A 22952-nucleotide genomic window follows, 5' to 3' on the forward strand; every position below is an offset into this window, starting at 1 on the left:
GGACGGCGTCAGCGCCCGCGTGCTGCCGGCGTCCCTGTGCGGGCTCGCGCTCAAGCCCCTGCGCGAGGCGCCGGTGCAGGCGCAGCGCCGGCCGCCCCGCCTGACGCTGTGGCGCACGCGGGAGGACGGCACGGCCACCGCCCTGGTGCGGGACCGGCTCAACCCCGAGCGTTGCTTCCTGCTCACCTGCGGCCACGTGGTGGCGCCGGACAGCGCGGCCCGCTTCGGCGATGCCGTGCGCATCGGCATCCCGGCGGCCGCCTCGCTGGACGCCTCCCTGAGCGAATGGCAGCCGGCGCTGGGCCCGGGCTGCCTGCCCAGCGAGCTCGACGCCGCCCTGGTGGAGGTCGGCGGCGACGCCTTGCGGGAACTGCTGGCGCTGGACGCCGCCTGGCTGCCCAGCGGGCTCAGCGACGACGTGCAGACCGATCTCCCCGTGTCGTTGCGCCGCATCGACGGCCCGCTGGATGGGCGGCTCTGCGGCCACTGGTCGGGCGAGGTCGGGGCCGGCGGGGAGGACGCGGTCGACTATTTCCTCAAGGACGGCATCAGCTACGCCACCGACGGCGCGACCCAGTCCGGCGACAGCGGCGGCGCCCTCTGGGCTGCCGGCGACACGCTGCTGGGCATGCACGTCGGCGCCATCGAGAGCGGCCGCGCCGCGCAGGCCAACGCCGTGATGGCGCGGGTGCGTCCGGCGCTGGACTGGTACAGCGTCAAGGCCTTCACGCGCACGGACCCGGCCACGGTGACGGCCGCGGACTGGCCGACACGGCGCGGCGCCGTCGCGCCGGCGGGCCGGGCGGCGGACAGTCCGGCCGACGCGGGCGACGAACTCGTGCTGGCGCGCACGCTCTGGGGCGAGGCGCGTGGCGAAGGCGTGGTGGGCATGCAGGCGGTGGCCCGGGTCGTCATCAACCGGTGGCGCGCCGGTTACCGCGGGCGCAAGACCGTGACGGAGGTCTGCCTCGATCCCGCGCAGTTCAGCTGCTGGAACGCGGACGACCCCAACCGCGCCCAGATGCTGCGGCTGGACAGGAACGCCCACGATCCCGATTTCAAGGACGCCCTGGCAACGGCGGCCGATGCCTTGACGCCGGCCTCGTTGGAAGGCCGGGTCGCCGATCCGACCCTGGGCGCCAAACACTACGTGGCCACGACCCTGCCCGCGTCGCTGCGACCGGACTGGCTGCTGGACAAGCAGCCCTGCGCCGTCATCGGGCGGCATGAGTTCTACAACAACGTCAGGTGAGGGAGCGGGGCCATGGAGAATCTTCTGATCGAGGTGGTCATCGGCCTGCTGCTGGTCTACATCGCGATGGCGCTGCTGCTGATGCGGGTGCAGGAAGGTGTGCACGGCGGCTTCCTCCGCGGTCGCGTGCGCAACATGCACGAACTGCTGCTGCAGGCCTGCGGCAACGACAAGACGCTGAAGGAACGCGTCCTGGCCAACCCGCTGCTGCTGGCCTTGACCAAGAGCGACACGTCCAAGCCCGCGGGCTGGTTCTCGCGGGCGACCGGCCCCTCCTCCGTGCCGCCCGACACCTTCGTGCGCGCCCTGCTGATGACGCTCAACCCCAGCGGCAAGGCGCCTTCCACGGAAACGCTGTCGCCGTTGGCCTTCATGGATTCGATCCTGAAGAACGTCAAGGAGACCGACCCGAAGCACGCCTACCTCAACGGCCTGCGCGCCCTGATCCCGGCGGCCGACAGCAACTGGCCCGCCTTCGAGACGGCGCTGGCGCTGTGGTTCTCCGACATCGGCGACCGCGCCTCCGGCTGGTACAAGCGCAACAGCAGCGTGGCCGGGCTGCGGATCGCCTTCCTCCTGTGCCTGGTCCTGAACGTGGACACCGCCAACATGGTCAACACCCTGGGCGCGGACAACGAGCTGCGACAGGGCCTGGGCAACCTGTCGGAACTGCTGCTGCAACAGCGCACCGGCGACGACAACAAGCCCGTCGTGCCGCCCGCCGACCCTGCTCAGGATCCCGCGGTGCGCGCGATCGCCAAGCTGGTGGACGCCAATGCGCAACTGAGCGAGGCCTACTTCAAGGACCCGGCCATCGCGCGCTTCGGCTACTACATGACGGAGGTCGACAAGGTGTGCCCCCTGGAGACGCACACGTTCTCTGCGAACGCGAAGGAAGGCCGGTACGTCTCCAACAGCGACACCTGGGTCAGCATCCTGCCGGCGCTGCTGCCGCCGCTGGAGCAGGCCATCAACCGGGTGAAGGAGGAAGAGACCGACATTCCCAAGGAGCTGCGCGAGGCCTATACCTGCCTCTCCCACGTGTCGGCCTGGGTCCGCGCGGCCAGCACCGCCAGCAGCCGGGTGGAGACGCGCCGCGTGATGCAGGACGCGGGCAAGGCGCTGGAGGAGAGCAAGTCCGCGTTGCTGAGCATCCTGCGGAGCAACGACTTGCAAGGCGGCCTGCGACGCCTCTTCCTGCTCGACCCCGAAGCCTTCCAGCGCTGCGCGGCGCGGCCCGCCGCCAACACGGCCAACATGCAGGCCTGCGTGCTGCGCGAGCAGGACCTGATGAACCGCCTGCCCATCGGCTACACGGGCGCCAACGTGCGTCAGCAGTTCTGCCAGGTCCGTACCGTCGAGGGGCGCGACACGCTGTCCGGCGCCGACGCGCACGTGGCGCCCATCACGATCAAGGCGAGCGATGCCACCTCGGTGACCATCGCCGTCAACACCTGGCCCAAGGAAGCGCAGACACAGGCCTTCAACCGGGACAGGGGTTATCTGGAATCGAGGCTCTGCGGCGATTTCATCCTGCCCGCGCAGCCCAAGCTGGGCATCGGTGCCATGACCCTGGTGGCGAAGCCGGCCTCCTGGGTCTTCTGGCTGGTGGGCCTGGCCGTCTCCGCCCTCTTCATCTCGCTGGGTGCGCCCATCCTCTTCGACACGCTGGCCCAGTGGGTCAAGCTGCGCAATGCCGGCGCGGTGCGCGACGCGGCGAAGGACAAGCTCAAGGGCGCGGGCACGATGACCTTGCCCATGCTGGCCGCGGGCGGCAGCACGGTGGTGGCGGCCGGCACGACGGCCGCGGTCCCGGTGACCCGGCCGGGCGTGCTCGCGGCCAATGAAGGCGCGGTCGGCGACTTCGAGGAACAACTGACCGCGCGGGAGCTGCAGTCGGTCAAGCAGAAGCTCAACATCCAGCCCTCCACCGGCGGCTTCGACGCCGCGACCCGCGCCGAGATCCTGAAAGCCACCGGCGCCGACAAGCTGACGCTGGCCAGCTACACCCTGCTGATGGGTCGCCCGCCGCTGCAGGCCGGCCCGGTGAACGGCGCGCTGCCCGGCAGCGCGGTCCAGCGGGGTCGCCTGTTCGACGGAGCGCCGAAGCTGGGTGCGGCGCTCGGCACCCGGCTTGTTTTCCCGGGCCGCGTGCCTGCCGACGAAACGCGGTTCACCGATGAGCTGCGCGCGCTGACCGTGCTCTACCGCTTCAAGTCGGGGACGACGCAGGACCACAAGGCGCCGATCTTCGAGGACGCCGAGTCACGGCCCGAGCAGTTCGACAACATGGACGACGCGCTGCGCGTCGCCATGCTCGACACCAGCCAGCCGCCGCTGCCGCGCATCGCCACCGCGCCCTGGCTGGACGTGGCCCTTGGCGAGTTGGGACAGACGGAGCTCAAGGGAAGCTCCCGCGCCACCAGCAATGCGCGCATCTGCGAGTACCTCGACGCCTCGGCGACCGGCCTGGGGGACAGCGGCGACGACACCCCCTGGTGCGGCGCCTTCGTCATCTGGGTGCTCAAGCATCGCTACTCGACGCTGTCCAAAGACCCAGGCGCCGTCCCCGACCCCGTCACCGTCACGACGGAGCCCCAGCCTGTGCAGAGCGGACAACCGATCGTCCCCGGCACGCTCAGCAACGGGTTCTCGTTCCCTCACACGCCTCAGCGCGCGGTCCATTGGAAGGACTGGACCACGTGGCCGCGGCCGACCGGCCTGCCTCAGGCCACCGACACCTGGCAGGTCACGACCGCCAATGGAACGAGGACCTTGCAAGCGGGCGATGTGGTCGTGGTCGATGTCAACGGCAACGACAAGACGCATCACGTCGGCTTCGTGTTCGACGTCGATCTGAAAACCGGCACGTTCTGGATGCTGGGCGGCAACCAGTTCGGCGGCACCCGGGTGAGCCTGTCGCCCTGGCGGACGACCAGCATCGTCTGAGCGCCTGCGTCTCGCAGCCTCTGGGGGCCTCGGGGGCTCAGCGGCTCAGGTAGAAGTCCATCGGAATCAGCTCCACGGCCCATCCCCCCGCCTCTCCCAGCGTCGCGGCCGGATGCATCGAAGCGATGCTCAGCGCCTCTTCTTCGCTGTCCGCCTCGATGATGAACAGGCCGCCGACGACCTCTTTCGCTTCGGTGTAAGGCCCGTCCGTCACGTGCGTCTTTCCTCCGCTCGGACGAAGCGTTTTCCATCCCTCCAGATCGCCGAGCGACGCGGACACCAGCACCTTGCCCGTGGCGCGCATCTTCTCGTCGAGCGGCGGGCATTGGCTCACCAGCGCCTTGACGTCTTCAGGCGCCATCTTGGCGAATGCTTCAGGGGTGAAGTAGGCGAGGCCGAGGTATTTCAAGGGAAGTCCTTTGAGGATGGTGATGCACTGACGACGAAGCAGCGGATCGGAAATCGACACGGTCCCGCGGAAATCTTGCCGCAGGGTCCGGTCATCGTCACTGCGGAGCTTCCTGCAGCGGCCAGATCTCCACGACGCCGTGCGCCACGGCGCAAGGCGTCTTCGACACCATCTCGATCGCCTCCTGCATGTCTTTCGCCTCGATCACGGCGAAGCCGGCGATCGGCAAGGTGCTGTGCAGGTACGCGCCCGACGTCGTCTGCACGCCCGAGTCGTCCGGGTTGCGGACCTGCACGGGAGCACCGGCGATGCCGATCAAGGCGCCGCCGGCCTTGAGCTTCGCGTCGTGCGCATGCGCCGCGTCGCGCAGGGCGGCATCGGTCTGCTGGTATCCGGCCTCGTCGCCGTAACCCACGGTGATGAACTTTGCCATTGACGTCTCCTTGAGCGTGAAGCACCCGGTTGATCCGGATGCTGGACATGGGAGCAAGCAAGGTGCCATGGCTGGCCGACACTAAACTCCGCCGACACGATCAGGCATTGGCCATGTCTCATGTCATCAAGGAAGCCGTTCCAGAATGCCGACGCTGATATTCACTCCAAGGTACACCGACGATTCCCAGGCGCTCTGGAAGGCGGCAGGCTCGCTGGGCTGGCGTGTCGAACGCCTCACGACGTGGCGCGTTCCGGATCACTTGCGTGAGCTTCCTGATCCGGTCCTTTATGGGGAAGCCCTTTTCGGACCCACGCTCGCCGAGGAACTCGGGCTCCAGCTCCTCAACCCCCCGGAAGACTGGCTCGTCCGGCTGCCCATGCTCTACAAGTTGCGAACGATCTCGCTCACCACCTTGGGCGAGGCAAAGCAGAACAGCTCGGCCGCGTTCGTGAAGCCACCGAATGACAAGAGCTTTCCCGCAGGCGTCTACGCCGGCTCCGAGCTCCCGAACGAATATCCGGATGACATGCCCGTCCTTGTCTCCGAGGTGGTCACCTGGGAGAAGGAGTTCCGATGCTTCATCCTGGATCGGGCGCTGCGGACTTACTCGGTCTACTCGCGACATGGAGAACTCCAACGCGACGCGGACTTCGTCAGCACGCCAACAGAAGACGAACAGGTCAAGGGATTCCTCGCGGAACTTCTCGCTGATTCGCGAGTCGATCTTCCGCGGGCCACCGTCGTGGATGTCGGATTCATCCAGGGACAAGGTTGGGCCTGTGTTGAACAGAACGCGGCCTGGGGAGCAGGCATCTACGGCTGCGAGCCCTCCGCGGTCCTGGAAGTCATCCGGCATGCCGGCGTCAAGGCTTGAGCCTTCCTACGATGCGCCACGCCACCGCGGCCCTCGCCGACGCTCTCGCCCCCGACGATTTCTTCCCCGCGTTGGAGATCCGCCGCACCCGCGCCATCGTTGATCGAGACATGGCGATGATCGAGTCGTTGCACGCGCCGGAGTACGAGCTCATCACGCCCGCGGGCCGACTCTTCCGCCGCGACGAGTACCTCGCGCTGATCGCCGAAGCACCCTTCTACACAGGCTGGGAACACAGCGACATGCGAGTCCGCGCGTCCGAGGATCTCGCGGTCATCCGCTATCGCGCCCGTCTGAGCTTCCCGTCCGGCAAGGTGGTCGATTGCTGGCACATGGACGTCTACGAACGCCGTGCGACCGGATGGATGGCTGTCTGGTCCAAGGCGACCGCCGTCCCGCCCGCCACCCCATGAAGGCACGCTCCACCGCCGTCCCCGTCGTGAGCCTGGCGCTGTCCGCGCTGCTCTTCGCGATGACCTTCATGATGGACGCGCGGCCGCCGAAGGAACTGCAATTCATCAGCGGTGTCATCGCCGACAGGCAGGCGCTCTACACGCGGGATCGGCTCTCCGGATTCCGTATCCACGTCGGCCGGCCGAAGCCGCACGAGGCCGATGGTTCTGGCTCTGGTTCTGGGCCGGGGCGATCGCAGGCGGCATCGGACTTGTCTCGATGCGGTCCTGGCTGAATGCGCGACGCAGATCCAGACGCCGCTGACACCTGCAGCGCAACGCCGAGCAGTGCCGCGAGTGATCGCGACCTACTGCGGCGGCTGTGGCAGCGGCGCTGGCGCCACCTTTGCAGCCTCAGAGGATTCAGCGGCCTCCGCGGCCAGACGTTGCAGTTCCCGCCGACGGATGAGGAAGATGATCGCCCCGAACGGCACACCCAGCGTCACCACCCACGGCGCCACCGGTCCTGACTTCACGACCCCCAGGCCCAGCAGCACGAAGCTGACCGGTTGCACGTTCCAGGCGCCCGACGCCCAGTTGAAGTTGAACTGCATCAACCCCACGCCGACGAACAGCACCCACAGCCACTTGCGCTTCGCGAACCGGGTCCGGAAGCAGAGCACCAGCGCGTAGATCACGAAAAGCGGAATCGCGACCGCCAGCACCAGCACGACGTAATGCAGCGGGCCCTTGCCCGCAAAGGTGAAGCTGTTCTCCGACTCGAGCGACTGGGTCCGCGGCACGAAGTTGATGCCCTGCAGCAGCAGCTTGTCGTCGCGCCGCTCCAGCAGCACGGCCGCCACCAGCCAGCCGGACGGGTACTCGTACTCATAGGTGAGGTGATAGGTCGTCGCCGCCGAACTGCGCATGGTGTTCGTCCCGACCACCTTCACGGACTTGGGCGTCCCCGCCGGCACCATGACCGCCATCTTCTCGAGCGCCTCCTGCAGGTTGGGCGGCCGTTGCGCGGGATCCATCGCCGCGTCGATCGCCGCGAAGTCGCGCGCGGCGACCTTCGCGACGACGTCCTGCGCGATCTTCGACTCCTCTTTCGGAACGAGGCTGTCGAACAGGGCGGACGAATCGCAGCCCGACAGGCAGACCGCGGCAAGGAGGAGCGCGAAGAATCGAATCATCGGAGGACAGGTGTCGGAGGTCGGAAGTCGGAAGGCGAAAGCCGGAACGGCGGCGGCATGTTGACACCATTCCCCGACCGTTCGACTCCGCGATCACCCTACGTGGCCGCGCAGGTCAGCTTCACCCCGCCCTCACCCGCCCCTTCCCATCCCGCTTCCCGCGCAGCATCTCGTGGTCCGCGCGCTCGATGAGTTCATGCGCGCCGGCCGCGTCGTCCGGCGAGAACACCGCGACGCCCACGGTCACGCCCACGGTCACTGTCGCCCCGGACGACAGCACGATCAGCTCGCCGATCGCGTCGACGACGCGCGCCAGCACCGCCCGCCATTCCCCGTCCTCAACGCAGGTCAGGACCAGCACGAACTCGTCGCCGCCCAGCCGCGCCGCCGTGTCCAGCGGACGGATGCTCGCCGTCAGACGCGCCGCCACCGTCTGCAGCAGCTGATCGCCGGCATCGTGCCCTTGCGCGTCGTTGACCGCCTTGAAACCGTCCAGGTCCACGTAGCAGACGGCCACCTGCTTGCGCTCGCGCCGCGCCATCGCCAGCGCCTGCTCGATCCGGTCGTACAGCAGCACGCGGTTGGGCAGCTGCGTCAGCGCATCGTGGAAGGCCGCGTGCGCCAGGTCTTCATGCGCGGCCTTCATCGCCGTGATGTCGACCGCCATCGCGAAGACCTCGGTGTCCGACAGGGGCACCGCGCCGAAGTCCACCCACACCGCCTCGCCGGTCTTGCTGCGCATCCGGATCTGCGAGCGGTAGTAGCCATGCTCGGCCACCGCCGTGTAGACCTGCCGGCCCACCTCCTCGTACTGCTCGTCGTCCCAGTAGAAGACGCGCGCCGGCATGTCCTGCAGCTCGCCGGGCCCGTAGCCGAGCAGCCGCTCCACCGCCCGGTTGCGCCAGGTGATCGTGCGGCGCGCGATCCGCGCCATGCCGACCAGGTCGCTGTCGAGCATGGCCGACTGCTCATGCTGCAGCGCCTGGATGCGCCGGCCCTGCTCGGCCAGCGCCTGCATCGCCCGGTCCTGCCGCCGCGTGGCGCGATGGACCTGCCAGGTCGCCAACGCCACCAGCAGCCAGGCCAGCGCCGCCAGCGACGCCACCGTCCAGGCCTGCTGGCGCCAGGGCAGGAAGAAGCGATCGTTGTTCACGCCGGCGTAGACGACGAAGGGCCAGTCGTCCAGCGCGCGGTACGCGGTGGTGCGGTCCTGCCCGTCGAAGGGCACGATGGACACGAAGGTCCCCTGGCGCGGCTGCGCGGCCAGCATCTCCCGCAGCTTGTCCGTGACCTGCGTGTCGCCGACCTGGCCCTGCGACGGGCTGCCCGGCGCCATGCGCGCGACCAGCCGCAGGTCGTCGCGGCGCAGCGTCATCGCGTCGAGCGGCGCGAGGTCGTAGCGCTCGAAGAGGTGCCGGAAATGATCGACGCCCACGGTCACGTAGAGGAATCCCGCGAAACGCTCCCGCACCACCAGCGGCCGTCCGAAGCCGATCACCCAACGGCCCGACACGCGCGAGACCAAGGGACCGCTGACTTGCGTCACGGGCTTGGACAGATCGCGCGCGGCGATGAAGTAGTCGCGGTCGGTGATGCGCGCGGGCGCCCCGGCGGGCAGCTGCGTGCCCCATCGCACCACGCCGGCGGCGTCGGCGGCGCGGAAGGCGTCGATGCCGTGCAGCAGCTTGAAGCGCGCATGCAGGACCTCGTTCAGCACCGCGTCCGGAGCGGCACCCGGCACGGCACCAGGCGCGGCACCATGCACGGCATCAGGCACGTCGAGCAGCCGTTCCATCTCGCCGGCGGTCGCGCGCAGGATCGCGTCGACGTGCCCCATCTCGGCGGATACGTTGAGTTGCGCGACGGCGGCCAGGCCCTCGGACACATCGCGGGCCTGCGCCGCGTAGGCGCGATGGGAGGTGTGCAGCACATGCGCCACCAGCGCGCCCAGCACCAGTGCGACGGTGAGGTCGGCGCCGATCAGCCAGGCCGTCATGCGGCGCCGGCGGCGCGCGGCGCCGTCGACGAAGAGTTGCGGATCGGAGAGCGGCATGACCGATGGTGCCTCAGCGTGGACGCCGCGGGCGGGGCTTCCCCTCTGTCCCGGCACATCTCCCTGCACCTGTTTCCGCGCGGCCCGATCGTGCCTGCGCGCAACCAGTCTACTGACGCGCCACCCCGGTCGGCGACGCCGGGGAAACCCGTGTCCGCCGAGTCCCTTCATTCGGGGATGACCGCCGCGCCCATCCGGCCTAGCCTTCGCCTTTCGGCAGAAGAAGCACAGCGGGGGAGACGAGCATGGACGCAGGCACAGGCACAGGCACAGGCAGAGACACAGGCACAGGCGCCGATCTCAGACAACGCAACCTCGTGCTGTTCTGCGACGGCACGAACAACACGCTGACCGGCGGGATCGAGGACACCAACGTCCTGAAGCTGTTCGGCTACCTGCGCAGCCAGCGCCCGACCATAGCCTCGCTGCTGTACTACGACCCCGGCGTCGGCTCGCCCGACGCCGCACCGCCCACCGGCCTCATCGACCTAATCAAGCGCCGCTGGGCGCGCATCGCCGGTCTGGCTTCGGGCCAGGGCGTCTACGACAACATCGGCGAGGGCTACCGCTTCCTGATGCGCCATTTCGACGAGCGCATCGACGACCGCATCTTCTGCTTCGGCTTCTCGCGCGGCGCCTTCACCGCGCGCGCGATCGTCGGCATGGTCAACCTCTTCGGCATCCTGCGTCCCGAGCACGAGGAGCTGATCCCGACGCTGGTGCGGATCTACTTCTCGCAGCCGCCGATCGAGGAACAGGCGCAGGGCCGCAAGAACTGGCAGCGCGCGCTGGCCCGCGCCCTGCACCGCGGCTTCGCGAGGCCGGGCCAGGAAGGCGCGCGCGGCGCGCAGGGCGGCGAGGAAGCGACCGCGGCCACGCGCAACCGGCTCGCCGAGCAGGTCCGGCGCAACTTCGCGCGTCCGGCGGACGTCTTCTGGGTCGGCGTCTGGGACACCGTGGAATCGGTCGGCCTGCCGCCGTTCGGCTCGCGCGACAACCCGGCCACGGCGACCTTCGCCGACAAGAAGCACATGCTCAACGTCCGCCACGCGCTGGCCTTCGACGAGCACCGCTGGCCCTTCCTGCCGCGGGTCTACGACTCGCCCAGCCGCGTGGACCTGCCGGCGGTCGACCGCTTCAACCGCCCGATCACGCGCACCCTGCGCCAGCTCTGGTTCCCGGGCGTGCATTGCGACGTCGGCGGCAGTTATCCGGCGGCCTCGGAGGAAAGCCGTCGCTATCCCCATGGCCGGACCGGATTGCCGGACGCCTCCATGGTCTGGATGGTCAACGAGGTGGCGCAGGAGCTCGGCGTCCCGCCGCTGTCCAGCCTGCCCGCCGGCAGCGACGCCTTCGGCATGCCGCTGCCCGAGCCCTTCGCGGGCCATCTGCCGCTGCGTCACGATGCGCTCCACGACACGCCGCTCTGGGCGCTCGCCGGCATGACGGTGCGGCGCATGTCGACGGAGATCGTGCGCATCCCCAAGGGCAAGCAGAAGATCCCGGTCGACGTGCTGCCCCAGTCCCCGCCGGCCCCGTTCCAGGGCCCCAGCGTCTGGGACGAACGGCGGTCGCTGCCGTGGCTGCTGTTCGCGGTCGTCGCCCTCGCGGTGACCCTGCTGATCTCCGGCTGGAACCTGCAGCAGCTGCCCTTCCTGCAGTCGAGGCTGCCGGCGCCGGGCGGCTGGTGGGAATGCCTGATGCGCTGCGCGGCAGCGCCGTGGGAATTCGCGCGCCACCAGGCGGGTTTCCTGGTCCACGTCCTGATCCACGGCTGGCCCGATCACCTCGAATGGATACGCCAGAACCGCGCGGGCATCTTCTGGGGCCTCGCGTGGGACCTGCTCTTCCTGCTGTCGGCGGCCTACCTGCTGTCGCGGCTCGCCTCGCGCGTGTTCACGTGGATGGCGGGATGGCGCCGCCCGGGCGAGTCCCGGTCGCGGCTGCTGCTGGCCATCGGCTGGCTGCCGGCGCTGGCCTTCGGCGCCGACGCGCTGGAGGACCTGTCGACGCTGGCCGCGGTCGCGATCGACACGCTCGGCATGCCCCGCCTCGCGGGCGTGGCGCTGCTGGTGATGAGCGCCTGCTCGTTGGTGAAGCTGCTCGCGTGGGGCCTGGGCATCGTCGTCTTCGGCGTGGGACGCACGCTGCTGGCGGTGCTGCCGGTCAAGACGGTCGGCAAGGTCGGGCGCAAGACCTGACCCTGCGGCACTCCCCCGACGCCTGAAAAGCCTCAGAGGCCTTCCATTGCCCTTTCCTGGGCCTGCTCCTTCAGCGTACCGCCCTTGGGCTTGAGCAGGTCGCGGGCGTTGGGGATGCCGGAGCTGGCCGACTCGGGCGCTGGCGGCGCCTTGTAGGCCGGCATGACGGTGATGGTGCCGCCCTTGACCTGCTGTTCGGTGCTGCCGGCCGGGCAGGCATCGTTGGTGTAGAGCACGCTGCCGTTGACCAGGCAACGGCGCGGGCCGCCGAGCGCCGGCCTCGCCGGCGGACCGTCCGCGGTCGCGGGCGGGTCATTGTCGAAACGGATCTTGGGCACCTCGACCTTGCCGGCCTGGCGCTCGACCTCACGGGCGGCGTCGCGCAGGAACGGGATCTCGTCGCGTTTCTTCCAGCCGACGACACCCAGGACGGCGACAACAATGATGAGCAGCACGGCTCGCATGACTTCTTCTCCCTGAATCGCCGGCCTTCTGTTTCGAAATGATTCGACGCGGCGGGTGCGCATGATAGCCACGGCTTGTCACCTCCGCGCAACCTTGCGCAACGAACATGACACGCATCACGACCTCGATCGCTGTCATGTCCCTCCCCTCGACGCTCTCCTTCCAACGCCTCTCCACTTGCTCCCTCTCCCGCTTGCGCCGTCGCACCCCACCGACCGGAACGAGGGTCCTGGTGCCGCTGCTGCTCGCGACGGCAACCCTGGCCGCCTGCGGCGGCAGCGACGACGCCGGCGAACCGATCAACAGCAACAACAACATCACCGTCTCCAGCCTGCGCCTGATCGGCCAGCAGGTGCTGCCGCGGCGGATGGACTACGCGGGCACCGTCGTCGGCGGCCTGTCCGGCGTCGACTACGACCCCAAGACCGACACCTACGTGTTCATCAGCGACGACCGCACGACGACGGACTCCGCCGGCGCGCCGCGCCTCTACACGGCCAGGCTGACCTTCGACGCGACCACATTCAGCGCGGTGAGCTTCACCGGCGTGGTGACGATGAAACAGCCGGACGGCAGCGTCTATCCCAAGGTGCCGGACGCGAAGGTCGCCGATCCGGAATCGGTGCGCATCGATCCGGTCAACGGCAACTGGGTCTGGCTCAGCGAGGGCGACCGCACGCTGACCAGCGCCCCACCGCGCGTGATCAATCCCTTCATCCGCGAGATCACGCCGCAGGGCACCCATGTGCGCGAGTACACCCTGCCCGCGATGTTCCAGATGAGCGCGCAGGAGACCGGCCCGCGCGGCAACCTGGTCTTCGAAGGCCTGACCTTCTCGCCGGACACCCAGTCGGCCTGGGTGCTGATGGAAGGCGCGCTGATCCAGGACGGCGCCGCGCCGACGACGACGGTGGGCAGCGCCTCGCGCCTGACGCGCTTCGACCGCGCGAGCGGCGCGGCCAACGCGCAGTACGTCTATCCGATCGAGAAGGTGCAGGCGACGCCGGTGCCGGCGGACCAGTTCACGGTCAACGGTCCGACGGAGATCCTGGCGCTGTCGGCGACGCGTTTCCTGGTGCTGGAGCGCAGCTTCTCGGTCGGCGTGGTCGGCAACCAGGTCCGGCTCTACGAGATCGACACCGCCGCCGCCACCAACGTGCTGACGGCGACCTCGCTGGCCGGCGCGACGCCGGTGACCAAGAAGCTGGTGCTGGACTTCGAGACGTTGAAGACGCAGCTCGGCGGCATCGCCAACCTCGAGGGCATGACCTTCGGGCCCAGGCTGCCCAACGGCAAGCGCAGCCTGGTCGTCGTCGCCGACGACAACTTCCCCGCCGCGGATTCGGCGACGGACCGCAACCAGATGCTGGTCTTCGAGATCCAGCCTTGAACTGACGCGACGGCGACGGGGCCGCACGGCGCGTTACGGCGATCGGCCGTAACGCGCCTTTGGCCTTCAGCGAACGGTGCCAGCCTCTAAGGTCCAGGATGAACGCCGCGCCACTCGCGCGGACTGATCCAACGACTCCGACGAGGTTTCACCGATGCATGGGATTTCACGCGCCACGGCGCGATCGACGACACGACGGGCGGCACTCGCCGCTGCCGGCCTGACGCTCTTCTCCGCGCAGGCCGCCCCCGATGCGGCATCCGACGCCGCGGCCATCCGCGCGGCCGTCGACGCGGCGGTCCGCCCGATGATGGCGAAGAACGACATCCCCGGCATGGCCGTGGGCGTGACGGTCGGCGGCAAGTCCTTCGTCTTCAACTACGGCGTCGCGTCGAAGGAGTCCGGCAAGCCGGTGGACGACAGGACGCTGTTCGAGGTCGGCTCCGTCAGCAAGACCTTCAACGCGACCTTCGGCGCCAAGGCACTGGTGGAAGGCAAGCTGCGGCTGTCGGACCACCCCAGCCGCTTCCTGCCCGCGCTGAAGGGGCATCCGATCGACCGCGCGACGCTGCTGCACCTCGTCACCTACACGGCCGGCGGTCTGACGCTGCAGGTGCCGGACGCGGTGACCGACGAGGCCTCGCTGATGCGTTACCTCCAGCAGTGGAAGCCCGACTTCGCGCCGGGCGAGAAGCGGCGCTATTCGAATCCGAGCATCGGCCTGTTCGGCCGCGCGGCCGCCGCGGCGACGGGGCGTGACTACGCGGACGCGGTCGAGGCCGACCTGCTGCCCAAGCTCGGCCTGCGCGAGACCTACCTGCGCGTGCCGAAAGCGGCAATGCCCGACTACGCCACGGGCTACGACAAGGACGACCGCCAGGCCGATGCCAAGGACGTCGCGGTGCGCGTCTCGCCGGGCGCCTTCGACGCGGAGTCCTACGGCATCAAGACGACCGCGGCGAACCTGGTCCGCTTCATGCAGCTCAACATCGACCCCAGCGGCCTGGCCACAACGACCCGCCAGGCCGTCGAAGCCACGCACGTCGGCCACTTCCAGGTCGACGGCATGACGCAGGGTCTGGGCTGGGAGCAGTACCCGTGGCCGGTGCCGCTGGCGCAGCTCCAGGCGGGCAACGCGCTCGGGCGCGTGACCACGGCGGTCAAGCCGCTGGACCACACGCCGGCGGGGCCGAGGCTGTTCAACAAGACCGGCTCGACGCGCGGCTTCGGCGCTTACGTGGTGTTCGTGCCGACGCAGCATATCGGCGTCGTGCTGCTGGGCAACCGGAGCTGGCCTATCCCCGAGCGCGTGGATGCGGCCTACGCGATCCTGCAGCGCCTGCAGGCGAACGAGGCGCGCTGAGCCGGCCCCATCCTCATCGGGCGGGCGAAGACGACGACGTCGGCGGCGGCGTCGTCGCTGAAGACGCCGACGCCGGCGGCAGACCGGTCGCCTGCACGCCTTGGATCCCCATCAACTGCAACCTCAGCCAGTTCCCGCCGTTCACCGGTGCCGCGCCGCCGCAGCGCACCAGGTAGGGCTTGCCGCTCATGCTGCTCTTCGAGGCGGCGAGATCGATGAACTGACCGGCGGTCTTCACGAGGTTCTTGTCCTCGAGGTACTTCAGCTTGCGCTCGAGGTGGGACTTCGCCTCGGCCGCCGAATACCAGTCGCCGTTGCGGTTGAACTCGCACGACGACGCGATGAGCTTGTCGAGCAAGGCCTTGACCTCGGCCTTCGCGGCCGGCGGCAGCGGGTCGGCCCAGGCGGCCGTCGGCACGGCGACAAAGGCGGCGAAAGCCGTGAAAGCCGTGAAAGCGGTGGCGAGCAGGATCGGCAACGGGGAGGCACGCATGGGCAATGGCGGACGTCGATTCGGAGCCGCGATGTTGCCATGCGGCGCGATCAGGCCTTCTTCCCCACCGGCGCGGCACGGTCGAGCTGCGCCGCGACAAAGCCATTCGCCTCCAGGCAGTCGCCGCGCGACCAGCCTTCGGTGAAGGCCTGGGTGAGGCGCCGCAGTTCCGCGTCCTGCGCGTCGAGCTCGATGCGCATGCGGGCGATCTCCTCGCGCCGCTGCTGCAGGCTGGCGAGCACGAGTTCCTTCGGCACCTGCCCGTCGCCTTGCGCGAACACCTGTCTCAGGCTGTCCAGCGAGAACCCCAAGCGCTGCGCGAGCTGGATGACCTGCAGCCGCTCCAGCGCGTCCGTGCCGTAGTCGCGGTAGCCGTTGAGCCCGCGCGCGCCTTCCGGCAGCAGCCCGCTGGCCTCGTAGAACCGGATCGCCGAGGCCTTGATCCCGATCCGTTTCGCCAGTTCCCCGATGCGCATCCTCGTCTCCATCCAATGCGCTCAAGGGCGCTCAAAGGCGCCCAAAAGCGCTTGACCTTCAAGTCAGCTTGAAGCTTACGCTGAGCGCATTCCTGAACTCAAGCCCGGACCATGCCGACCGATTCGACGCCCGCCCTCCATGACCCGCTCGTCCTGCCCAACGGCCAGACGCTGAAGAACCGCATCGCGAAGGCCGCGATGGAGGAAGCGCTGGCCGAGCCGGGCCAACTGCCCGGCATCGGCAGCCAGCAGCTCTACCGTCGCTGGGCCGAAGGCGGCGCCGGCCTGCTCATCACCGGCAACGTGATGGTGGCGCCCGACGCGTTGACCGGCCCCGGCGGCTTGGTGCTCGAAGCCGGTACGCCGCTCGCGCCTTACCAAGCCTGGGCCCGCGCGGCGCACACGGCGCATGCCGGCGGCGCGCGGATCTGGATGCAGATCAACCACCCGGGCCGGCAGGTGTTCGCGGCGCTGGGCAATCCGGGCTTCGCGCCGTCCGAGGTCGCCCTGGAGATGGGCAAGCACGGCAAGCTCTTCGCGCCGGTCCGCGCGCTGACCGGGGCGGAGATCGCCGCCATCGTCCGCCGCTTCGCCGACACCGCGCGCGCCGCCCGCGAGGCCGGCTTCGACGGCGTGCAGATCCACGCGGCGCATGGCTACCTGCTCTCGCAATTCCTGTCGCCGCTGGCCAACCGCCGCGAGGACGGTTACGGCGGTCCGATCGCGCATCGCGCCCGGCTGCTCATCGAGGTCGTGCGCGCCGTCAAGGCGGTCGCCGGTCGGGACTTCGCCGTCGCGGTCAAGCTCAACAGCGCCGACTTCCAGCGCGGCGGCTTCGATGAAGCCGACGCGCGCGCGGTGATCGGCCTGCTCAACGCCGAAGGCATCGATCTGCTGGAGCTGTCCGGCGGCAGCTACGAGAGCCCGGCGATGCAAGGGCGCACCGCGGATGGCCGCACGCTGGGGCGCGAAGCGTATTTCCTCGAATTCGCGCAAGACCTGGCACGGCTCGCGCACATGCCGGTGATGACGACCGGCGGCATCCGGCGACGCGCCATCGCCCAGCAGGTGCTCGCGAGCGGCGTGGCGGTGGTGGGCCTGGGGACCGCCCTCGCCTACGCGCCGGATCTGCCCGCGCGATGGACCACGGCGGAAGCGGTGGCCGAGCCCATTGCGGTGAACTGGAAGAACAAGGCGATCGGCAGCCTGGCGGCGATGGCGCTGGCCCGGCGTCAGCTGCGGCGCATGGCCGCGGGCATCGCGCCGACCCGCCACGTCTCGCCGTTCGTCACGCTGGTGCTGGACCAGTGGCGGGCGTCGCGGCTCACGCGGCGATACCTGCGGTGGCGGCAGGAGACCGCGACGCAGCGACGATAGACGACGGATCATCGGACGGGCCGACTGACGAGACCTCGACGGATGAGGCGATGCGGCAATGAGGCGATGAGGCACACTCCGTTGCCATCGTCCGGTCCTCGCGCCCCTCCTTCCGCCACCCGATCCCCGCATGACGCGCCCTGCTGCCAGTCCGCCGGAACGGCCCCCCGCGGTCGGATTCCGGGAAGCCTTCCGTTTCTGGCTGAAGCTGGGATTCATCAGCTTCGGCGGCCCGGCCGGACAGATCGCGATCATGCATGCCGAGCTCGTCGAGCGGCGGCGCTGGATCAGCGAACGGCGCTTCCTGCACGCCCTCAACTACTGCATGCTGCTGCCCGGCCCGGAGGCCCAGCAGCTCGCCACCTACATCGGCTGGCTGATGCATCGCAGCTGGGGCGGACTGGTCGCGGGCGGCCTGTTCGTGCTGCCGTCGCTGCTCATCCTGGTCGCGCTGTCGTGGATCTACGCCGCCTTCGGCACCCAGCCGGTCGTCGCGGGGTTGTTCTACGGCGTCAAGCCCGCCGTGACGGCGATCGTGCTGCATGCGGCGCATCGCATCGGCGGGCGCGTCCTGAAGAACGGCTGGTTGTGGGCCATCGCGGTCGCGGCCTTCGTCGCGATCTTCGCCTTCGGCACGCCCTTCCCGCTGATCGTGGTGACGGCCGCCGTCATCGGCGTCCTCGGTGGGCGCTTCGCGCCGGCCGCTTTCTCCGGCGGCGCCGGCTCACACGCGGCGCGGCCCGGCGACGGCCCCGCGCTCATCGACGACGACACGCCCACGCCACCGCATGCGCGCTTCACGCGGCGCCGGCTGCTGGGCGTGGTCGGCGCGGGCCTCGCATTGTGGGTCGTCGCGATGGGCACCCTGACGCTGGTGCACGGCGCCGACGGTGTGCTGACGCGCATGGGCGGCTTCTTCACGAAGGCCGCGCTGATGACCTTCGGCGGCGCCTACGCCGTGCTGCCCTACGTGGTCCAGGGCGCCGTCGACCAGCACCACTGGCTCAGCGGGCCGCAGATGATCGACGGACTGGCGCTCGGCGAGACCACGCCCGGCCCGCTGATCATGGTGGTGGCCTTCGTCGGCTTCATGGGCGGCTGGAACACCCTTCCCTTCGGGACCGATGCGCCCTTCCTCGCCGGCGCCGTCGCAGCCGCCGTGGTCACCTTCTTCACCTTCCTGCCGTCCTTCGTCTTCGTGCTCGCCGGCGGACCGCTGATCGAATCGACGCACGGCAACCTGCGCCTGACCGCGCCCCTCACTGCGGTCACCGCCGCGGTCGTCGGCGTGATCGTCAACCTCGCCTGCTTCTTCGCGGGACACGTGTTCTGGTACGGAGGACCGCACGGTCGCATCGACGTCGTGGCCGCGCTGATCGCCACAGGCGCGGCGGTCGCGCTGTTCCGCTTCAAGTGGGGCGTGCTGCCCGTGCTCGGCGCCTGTGGGGCGATCGGGCTGGCGTGGTCGATGGCGGTGGGCGCATGAACAGGTCGACGATCCCCCCGTCCCACGCCACGCCCGGTTCGGCGCAGCCCGCGTCATCGCTGCCGGAGCCGCTGCTGGCACCGCTGCTCGATCATGCGCTGAGGCGGACGGTCCGTCGCTACCGTGCGCCGGCGTTGCCAGCAGGTCTGGACGATGCGCGCGTTCGCGGCCCCGCGACCGGGCTGTCCGTCGCCATCGAGCACGCGCGTGCGGCGCTGGCCGCCGGATCGACCCCGGCGGATGCCGTCCGAACGCTCTTCCTGGACGCACTCGCCCGATTGATCGCGGAGGCGATGCGCCCGCTCCAGGAGCGCGGCGACGATCGCAGTGCCGATGGGGGCGGCAATGGCGGCAGTCACGGAGACGGTGGCGGCGGCGATGGCTGCGGCGATCCCGCCTTCCAGGCCATGGTCCTGCGCCACCGCTCGCCGGAGGTGCGCGAATACGCCTCGCTCAGCGCCCACATCGACCGCGATCGCCGCGCAGTCCGCGCCGCGGTCAACGCGCTCGCGCATCCCGAGAAGACGCAGCGCCGATCGCCCGGGCCGACGCGCGAGGCGCTCCTTGTGCTTCACGCCGCGTCCGACGCGAGCGACTGGACGCGGGTGTCCGAGCTCATCGCCCCGCTGCGCGAGAACCCCGACGTACGCGCGGAACCCGCGCTTCATCGTGGCCTGGAGCGCCTGTCCGGCGAAGCCGCGCTGGCCCGCCTGCAGCGTTTCGACGCGTTGACCCCGGAGGCGCTCGTGGTGCGTTATCGCGCTCTCTGGGAGCGTCGCGGCCCTGCCGCGGGCAGCGAGCGGGCCGCCGCCAGCGGCGCCGGCGCCCAGCATCGCGGCGACGCGGTGGAGGCGCTGGCCACCGAGGCGCTCGGCGCGCTTGTCAGCCGCATGAACGCCGAGGCCGGAGCGCCGCGCTACCGCGTCGCGACCTCGCTGCGGATCCCGCCCTCCTTCCCCGGCGACGCTCAGCGCGCGAAGAGCGAGTGGGACGTGGCGCTGCTGCGCCGTCACGACGGCGACGGCGATGTCGGCGGGGACTGGGATCTCTGCCTGCTCGTCGAGGCCAAGGCCTCGCCGGACGCGGCGACCACCGACCTGCCCCGACTCCTGCGCGGCCTGCGCCTGCTCGCGCAGGCCGACATCGACACGACCTACGCGTTCGCCTCGAACGACGGCGAGGTCCGCCTGCGCGGCGCTTCGCTGAGCGCGCTGCCCACCGAGGAAGGCGACCTCGCGCGCGCCGTGCTGTATTGCTGCGACGGCGCAGAGGAACGCGCGCCGCGCCTGCTCAACGCGGCGAGCCGCATGCAACTGCTGTCCGCCGAAGCCAGCCTGGACTTCGCCGTGTTGCTCGAAGACGGCGCGCCGGCCGATCCGCAACTGCTGAGTCCGGTGTGGCGCCTGCTGCTGGAAGCGCCCGCCTTCACCGCGGTGCTGCGCCAGTACGTGACCTTGCGCGCGGTGCGCAAGCTGATGGTCCATCCGCGCGACCTGCAGGCGGCCGTCGTGGCGATCGACTCCTGCGGACTACCCGCTTCGAGGTAGTCGGGCAAACAACAGGTCCTGACGCGGGAACGCAGCAGCCATCGGACTTCGACGCGCTCGGAGGCCTCCGCGGAAGACTGACCTTTTTCATTTGGTCGCAGTCCGGAACACCTGCCGGCGAGTCGGGCGGCAAGAATCCGCGCCCATTCCATTGACCGGACCGCTCCGTGAAGAACCGCCGCCACCTTGCCCTCCTGTCACTGACCGTGGCGCTCTCCGCATGCGGCGGAGGCGGCTCCAGCAACGAGTCCGGATCTCCGGTGTCGAACAACCCCTCGTCGCCCTCGCCCTCGCCCGCACCGTCGCCGTCTCCCGCGCCAGCACCTGCCCCGTCGCCAGCACCGGCACCGGCGCCATCGCCCGCCCCGTCGCCCGCCCCGTCGCCGGCACCTGCACCTGCACCTGCACCTGCACCTGCACCTGCACCTGCACCTGCACCTGCACCTGCACCTGCTCCTGCACCTGCGCCAGCTCCTGCACCACCGCCTGGGCCGTCTTCCGCCGACCTGTCCGACGCCCGCAAGAAGGACATCGCGATGCAGATCGTCTCCAGCGCGGAGAACAGCTCGCTGGACTGGCGCGCGCAGTACGCCTACATCCAGGACATCAAGGACGGACGCGGCTACACGGCCGGCATCATTGGCTTCTGCTCGGGCACCGGCGACATGCTGGAGCTGGTCCAGGATTACGCGATGCGCTCGCCCGGCAACGTGCTGGCGAAATATCTGACCGCGCTGAAGCAGGTGAACGGCAGCGCATCGCACGCCGGCCTGGATCCCGACTTCAAGGCGGATTGGGCCGCGGCCGCGAAGGATCCCGTGTTCCAGCAGGCGCAGGATGCGGAGCGCGACACCGTCTACTTCAATCCCGCCGTGAGTCAGGCCAAGGCCGACGGTCTGCGGGCGCTCGGTCAGTTCGCCTACTACGACGCCATCGTGATGCACGGCCCGGGCAACAGCAGCGACAGCTTCGGCGGGATCCGCAAGGCGGCGATGGCCAAGGCCAGGACGCCCGCGCAAGGCGGCGACGAGACCGTGTACCTGAACGCCTTCCTGGACGCCCGCGTGGCGGCCATGAAGAAGGAAGCGGCGCACGAGGACACCTCACGCGTGGACACGGCGCAGCGCGTCTGGTTGAAGGCCGGCAACCTGGACCTGAACACGCCGTTGCGCTGGCAGGTCTACAAGGACGACTTCCACATCGACTGAGGCGCGCCAGCGCCGCGGCGGGCCGGCGGCCGGTCACTTCACATCGGAACGACGGGCGGGGCCGCGCATGTCGAGTTCCTCCGACTCGCCGGGCATGCGGATGCCGTCGAGGAGGCGGGCGAAGGTCTCCATCTCTTCGCGGCTGGGAGGCCAGTCGGTGGAAAACAGCGCCATGTGCTCGTCGATGACCTGGTTGGCAAACACCTGATCCCTCACTGAGGGCAAGTAGCGTTCTGCGTCAGTCAGCTGATGGTCGAGCCATTCGGCCCCGAACACTTCGTGCAACGCGCCCAGCGCCACCAGCTGCGGCGCAGCGATCCGTCGATTCGGTTCTGCACGAGGCATGTCGCCTGTCGAGTCGGAGGCCTGGCCCCTCGCGGTGAAGCGGCGCAGCCGCGCCCTGAGGTCGTCGAGCAGCGTGCGATCGCGTTCCTCGCCTTGCTGCAGCATCTCGAAGTAGCGCAGCTTGTTGCCGAAGCGCTTCACCGCGCGCGGCGTATGCGCGGACTCTCGGACGAGCTCGGTCCAGACCTTGAGCGCATCGCGGAAGTCCTTCGAATCCGTCGCCTCGCGATGGCGCCGGCTCGCGGCACGCCACAGCAGCAGCCCCGCCAGCGCCGCGCCGACGACCAGCACCACCGCGGCGATCCATTCGTCCGCATGACTCACCCGGCCGGACTGCACCAGCACCCGGGTCGGCGACTGGGCCGGCGATGCGCCCCAGGCCAGTGTGGGGTCGGACGCTGATTGCCCAGGGAAGGAGGCGGCCCCGGACGGCACGCTGGCCGCCGGCGCCGCCGAGGGCCCGGGCGACGATGAGGCAGTCAGCGGCGCGAGTACCGCCGCGCGCTCATCCTGCGGCGCGCCCGGACGCAGCAGCACCCCCAGGCTCACGCCGACCGCGATGGCCGCTGCCAGCGCCAGCCACATCGCATGACGGCGCAGCCCGTCCATCGCCTGACCGCGCCACGACGGGGCCACCGCCATCGCCGGATCGTCCGTCAGCAGCCGCCACGCCTCGTACGACTGCTCGGTCGGCACCTTGATCTCGAGGTTGATCAGCTTCTGCAGGTAGTTGGCCGCATAGTGGCGGCGCTGCTGGCGCGCGGCGGCCTCCGGATCCTTCTCGCCGTCGGCGCCGCTGGCGCCGCTCGCCAGCTCCTTGGCGATGCGCTCGAACGCGATCGCCAGCGCCGCCTGCACCTTGTCGGTCGCCATGCCGAAGAGCACGAAGCACTGTCCCGACGAGGTCAGGAAGTTCACCGCCTCCATGATCTCCAGCACCGCCTCGGGCCGGCAGCGGTCCAGATCGTCGATGACGACGACGACGCGCTCGGGCAAGGCCTGGGAGACCTCCCCGAACTGCTCGGCGAAACGCGTGCGGA

At 69.7% G+C, this 22952-nt stretch carries 20 protein-coding genes; 12 read left to right on the forward strand and 8 right to left on the reverse strand.

Annotation, left to right across the window (positions count from 1 at the left end; all coding sequences use genetic code 11):
- The coding region (locus tag VF536_RS10695; RefSeq protein WP_331614829.1) for a cell wall hydrolase at window positions 1-1252 on the forward strand (1252 nt) is incomplete at its 5' end.
- A gap of 12 nt (window positions 1253-1264) precedes the next feature.
- Complete coding sequence (locus VF536_RS10700; protein WP_331614830.1) at window positions 1265-4201, forward strand: hypothetical protein; 2937 nt, start codon at window positions 1265-1267, stop codon at window positions 4199-4201.
- A 37-nt stretch (window positions 4202-4238) separates the two neighbouring features.
- On the opposite strand, the gene VF536_RS10705 is transcribed toward VF536_RS10700, so the two are convergent.
- Window positions 4239-4610 (reverse strand): YciI family protein, encoded by a 372-nt coding sequence (locus VF536_RS10705; RefSeq protein WP_331614848.1) that lies wholly within the window; start codon window positions 4608-4610, stop codon window positions 4239-4241.
- 97 nt (window positions 4611-4707) lie between these two features.
- Window positions 4708-5043: a YciI family protein gene (locus tag VF536_RS10710; protein WP_331614831.1), complete on the reverse strand. Its 336-nt coding sequence runs from the start codon at window positions 5041-5043 to the stop codon at window positions 4708-4710.
- Between the two features lie 145 nt (window positions 5044-5188).
- Here VF536_RS10710 and VF536_RS10715 point away from each other — a divergent pair, with 145 nt between their 5' ends.
- From VF536_RS10715 to VF536_RS10725, 3 genes are read left to right on the forward strand one after another with little or no spacing between them, the layout of a single operon-like run.
- Window positions 5189-5920 carry an ATP-grasp domain-containing protein gene (locus tag VF536_RS10715; RefSeq protein WP_331614832.1) on the forward strand — a complete coding sequence of 244 codons (732 nt, stop codon included), beginning with the start codon at window positions 5189-5191 and terminating at the stop codon, window positions 5918-5920.
- Between the two features lie 11 nt (window positions 5921-5931).
- The gene (locus tag VF536_RS10720) at window positions 5932-6333 is read left to right on the forward strand and encodes a nuclear transport factor 2 family protein (protein WP_331614833.1); all 402 of its coding nucleotides are present in this window, start codon (window positions 5932-5934) and stop codon (window positions 6331-6333) included.
- The gene (locus tag VF536_RS10725; protein ID WP_331614834.1) at window positions 6330-6608 is read left to right on the forward strand and encodes a hypothetical protein; all 279 of its coding nucleotides are present in this window, start codon (window positions 6330-6332) and stop codon (window positions 6606-6608) included. Before VF536_RS10720 ends, VF536_RS10725 begins: the two co-directional genes overlap by 4 nt.
- A gap of 72 nt (window positions 6609-6680) precedes the next feature.
- On the opposite strand, the gene VF536_RS10730 is transcribed toward VF536_RS10725, so the two are convergent.
- A complete protein-coding gene (locus VF536_RS10730) occupies window positions 6681-7508 on the reverse strand; it encodes a hypothetical protein (RefSeq protein WP_331614835.1) in 828 nt (275 codons plus the stop codon).
- A 121-nt stretch (window positions 7509-7629) separates the two neighbouring features.
- On the reverse strand, window positions 7630-9561 hold the full coding sequence (locus VF536_RS10735) for a diguanylate cyclase domain-containing protein (RefSeq protein WP_331614836.1): 1932 nt from the start codon (window positions 9559-9561) through the stop codon (window positions 7630-7632).
- A 317-nt stretch (window positions 9562-9878) separates the two neighbouring features.
- Here VF536_RS10735 and VF536_RS10740 point away from each other — a divergent pair, with 317 nt between their 5' ends.
- On the forward strand, window positions 9879-11762 hold the full coding sequence (locus VF536_RS10740; protein ID WP_331614837.1) for a DUF2235 domain-containing protein: 1884 nt from the start codon (window positions 9879-9881) through the stop codon (window positions 11760-11762).
- 32 nt (window positions 11763-11794) lie between these two features.
- On the opposite strand, the gene VF536_RS10745 is transcribed toward VF536_RS10740, so the two are convergent.
- A complete protein-coding gene (locus VF536_RS10745) occupies window positions 11795-12226 on the reverse strand; it encodes a hypothetical protein (protein WP_331614838.1) in 432 nt (143 codons plus the stop codon).
- A gap of 233 nt (window positions 12227-12459) precedes the next feature.
- On the opposite strand from VF536_RS10745, the gene VF536_RS10750 reads away from it, so the two are divergent.
- Window positions 12460-13617, forward strand: coding sequence for an esterase-like activity of phytase family protein (locus VF536_RS10750; protein WP_331614839.1), 1158 nt, complete (start codon window positions 12460-12462; stop codon window positions 13615-13617).
- Between the two features lie 154 nt (window positions 13618-13771).
- Window positions 13772-14980: a class C beta-lactamase gene (gene ampC, locus VF536_RS10755; RefSeq protein ID WP_331614840.1), complete on the forward strand. Its 1209-nt coding sequence runs from the start codon at window positions 13772-13774 to the stop codon at window positions 14978-14980.
- Between the two features lie 13 nt (window positions 14981-14993).
- On the opposite strand, the gene VF536_RS10760 is transcribed toward ampC, so the two are convergent.
- Together VF536_RS10760 and VF536_RS10765 are read right to left on the reverse strand one after the other, a co-directional pair.
- Window positions 14994-15473, reverse strand: a complete 480-nt coding sequence (locus VF536_RS10760) for a DUF5329 domain-containing protein (protein ID WP_331614841.1) — start codon at window positions 15471-15473, stop codon at window positions 14994-14996.
- A gap of 50 nt (window positions 15474-15523) precedes the next feature.
- Window positions 15524-15949, reverse strand: coding sequence for a MerR family transcriptional regulator (locus VF536_RS10765; RefSeq protein ID WP_331614842.1), 426 nt, complete (start codon window positions 15947-15949; stop codon window positions 15524-15526).
- Between the two features lie 111 nt (window positions 15950-16060).
- Between VF536_RS10765 and VF536_RS10770 the strand changes: the two genes are divergently transcribed.
- The 4 genes from VF536_RS10770 to VF536_RS10785 all read left to right on the forward strand — a co-directional run bounded on the left by VF536_RS10770 (window position 16061) and on the right by VF536_RS10785 (window position 21567).
- Complete coding sequence (locus VF536_RS10770; RefSeq protein ID WP_331614843.1) at window positions 16061-17326, forward strand: NADH:flavin oxidoreductase/NADH oxidase family protein; 1266 nt, start codon at window positions 16061-16063, stop codon at window positions 17324-17326.
- 130 nt (window positions 17327-17456) lie between these two features.
- Window positions 17457-18812, forward strand: coding sequence for a chromate efflux transporter (chrA, locus tag VF536_RS10775; RefSeq protein ID WP_331614844.1), 1356 nt, complete (start codon window positions 17457-17459; stop codon window positions 18810-18812).
- Window positions 18809-20359, forward strand: a complete 1551-nt coding sequence (locus VF536_RS10780) for a 3-deoxy-D-arabino-heptulosonate 7-phosphate synthase (RefSeq protein WP_331614845.1) — start codon at window positions 18809-18811, stop codon at window positions 20357-20359. The genes chrA and VF536_RS10780 overlap by 4 nt, the downstream gene beginning before the upstream one ends.
- A gap of 536 nt (window positions 20360-20895) precedes the next feature.
- Window positions 20896-21567, forward strand: coding sequence for a chitosanase (locus tag VF536_RS10785; RefSeq protein WP_331614846.1), 672 nt, complete (start codon window positions 20896-20898; stop codon window positions 21565-21567).
- Window positions 21568-21600: 33 nt separating this feature from the next.
- On the opposite strand, the gene VF536_RS10790 is transcribed toward VF536_RS10785, so the two are convergent.
- Window positions 21601-22952: P-loop NTPase fold protein (locus VF536_RS10790; RefSeq protein ID WP_331614847.1), on the reverse strand; the 1352-nt coding region annotated here is incomplete at its 5' end.

Origin of the sequence: Roseateles sp. (assembly GCF_036486225.1) — a bacterium.
Lineage (GTDB): Bacteria > Pseudomonadota > Gammaproteobacteria > Burkholderiales > Burkholderiaceae_C > Roseateles.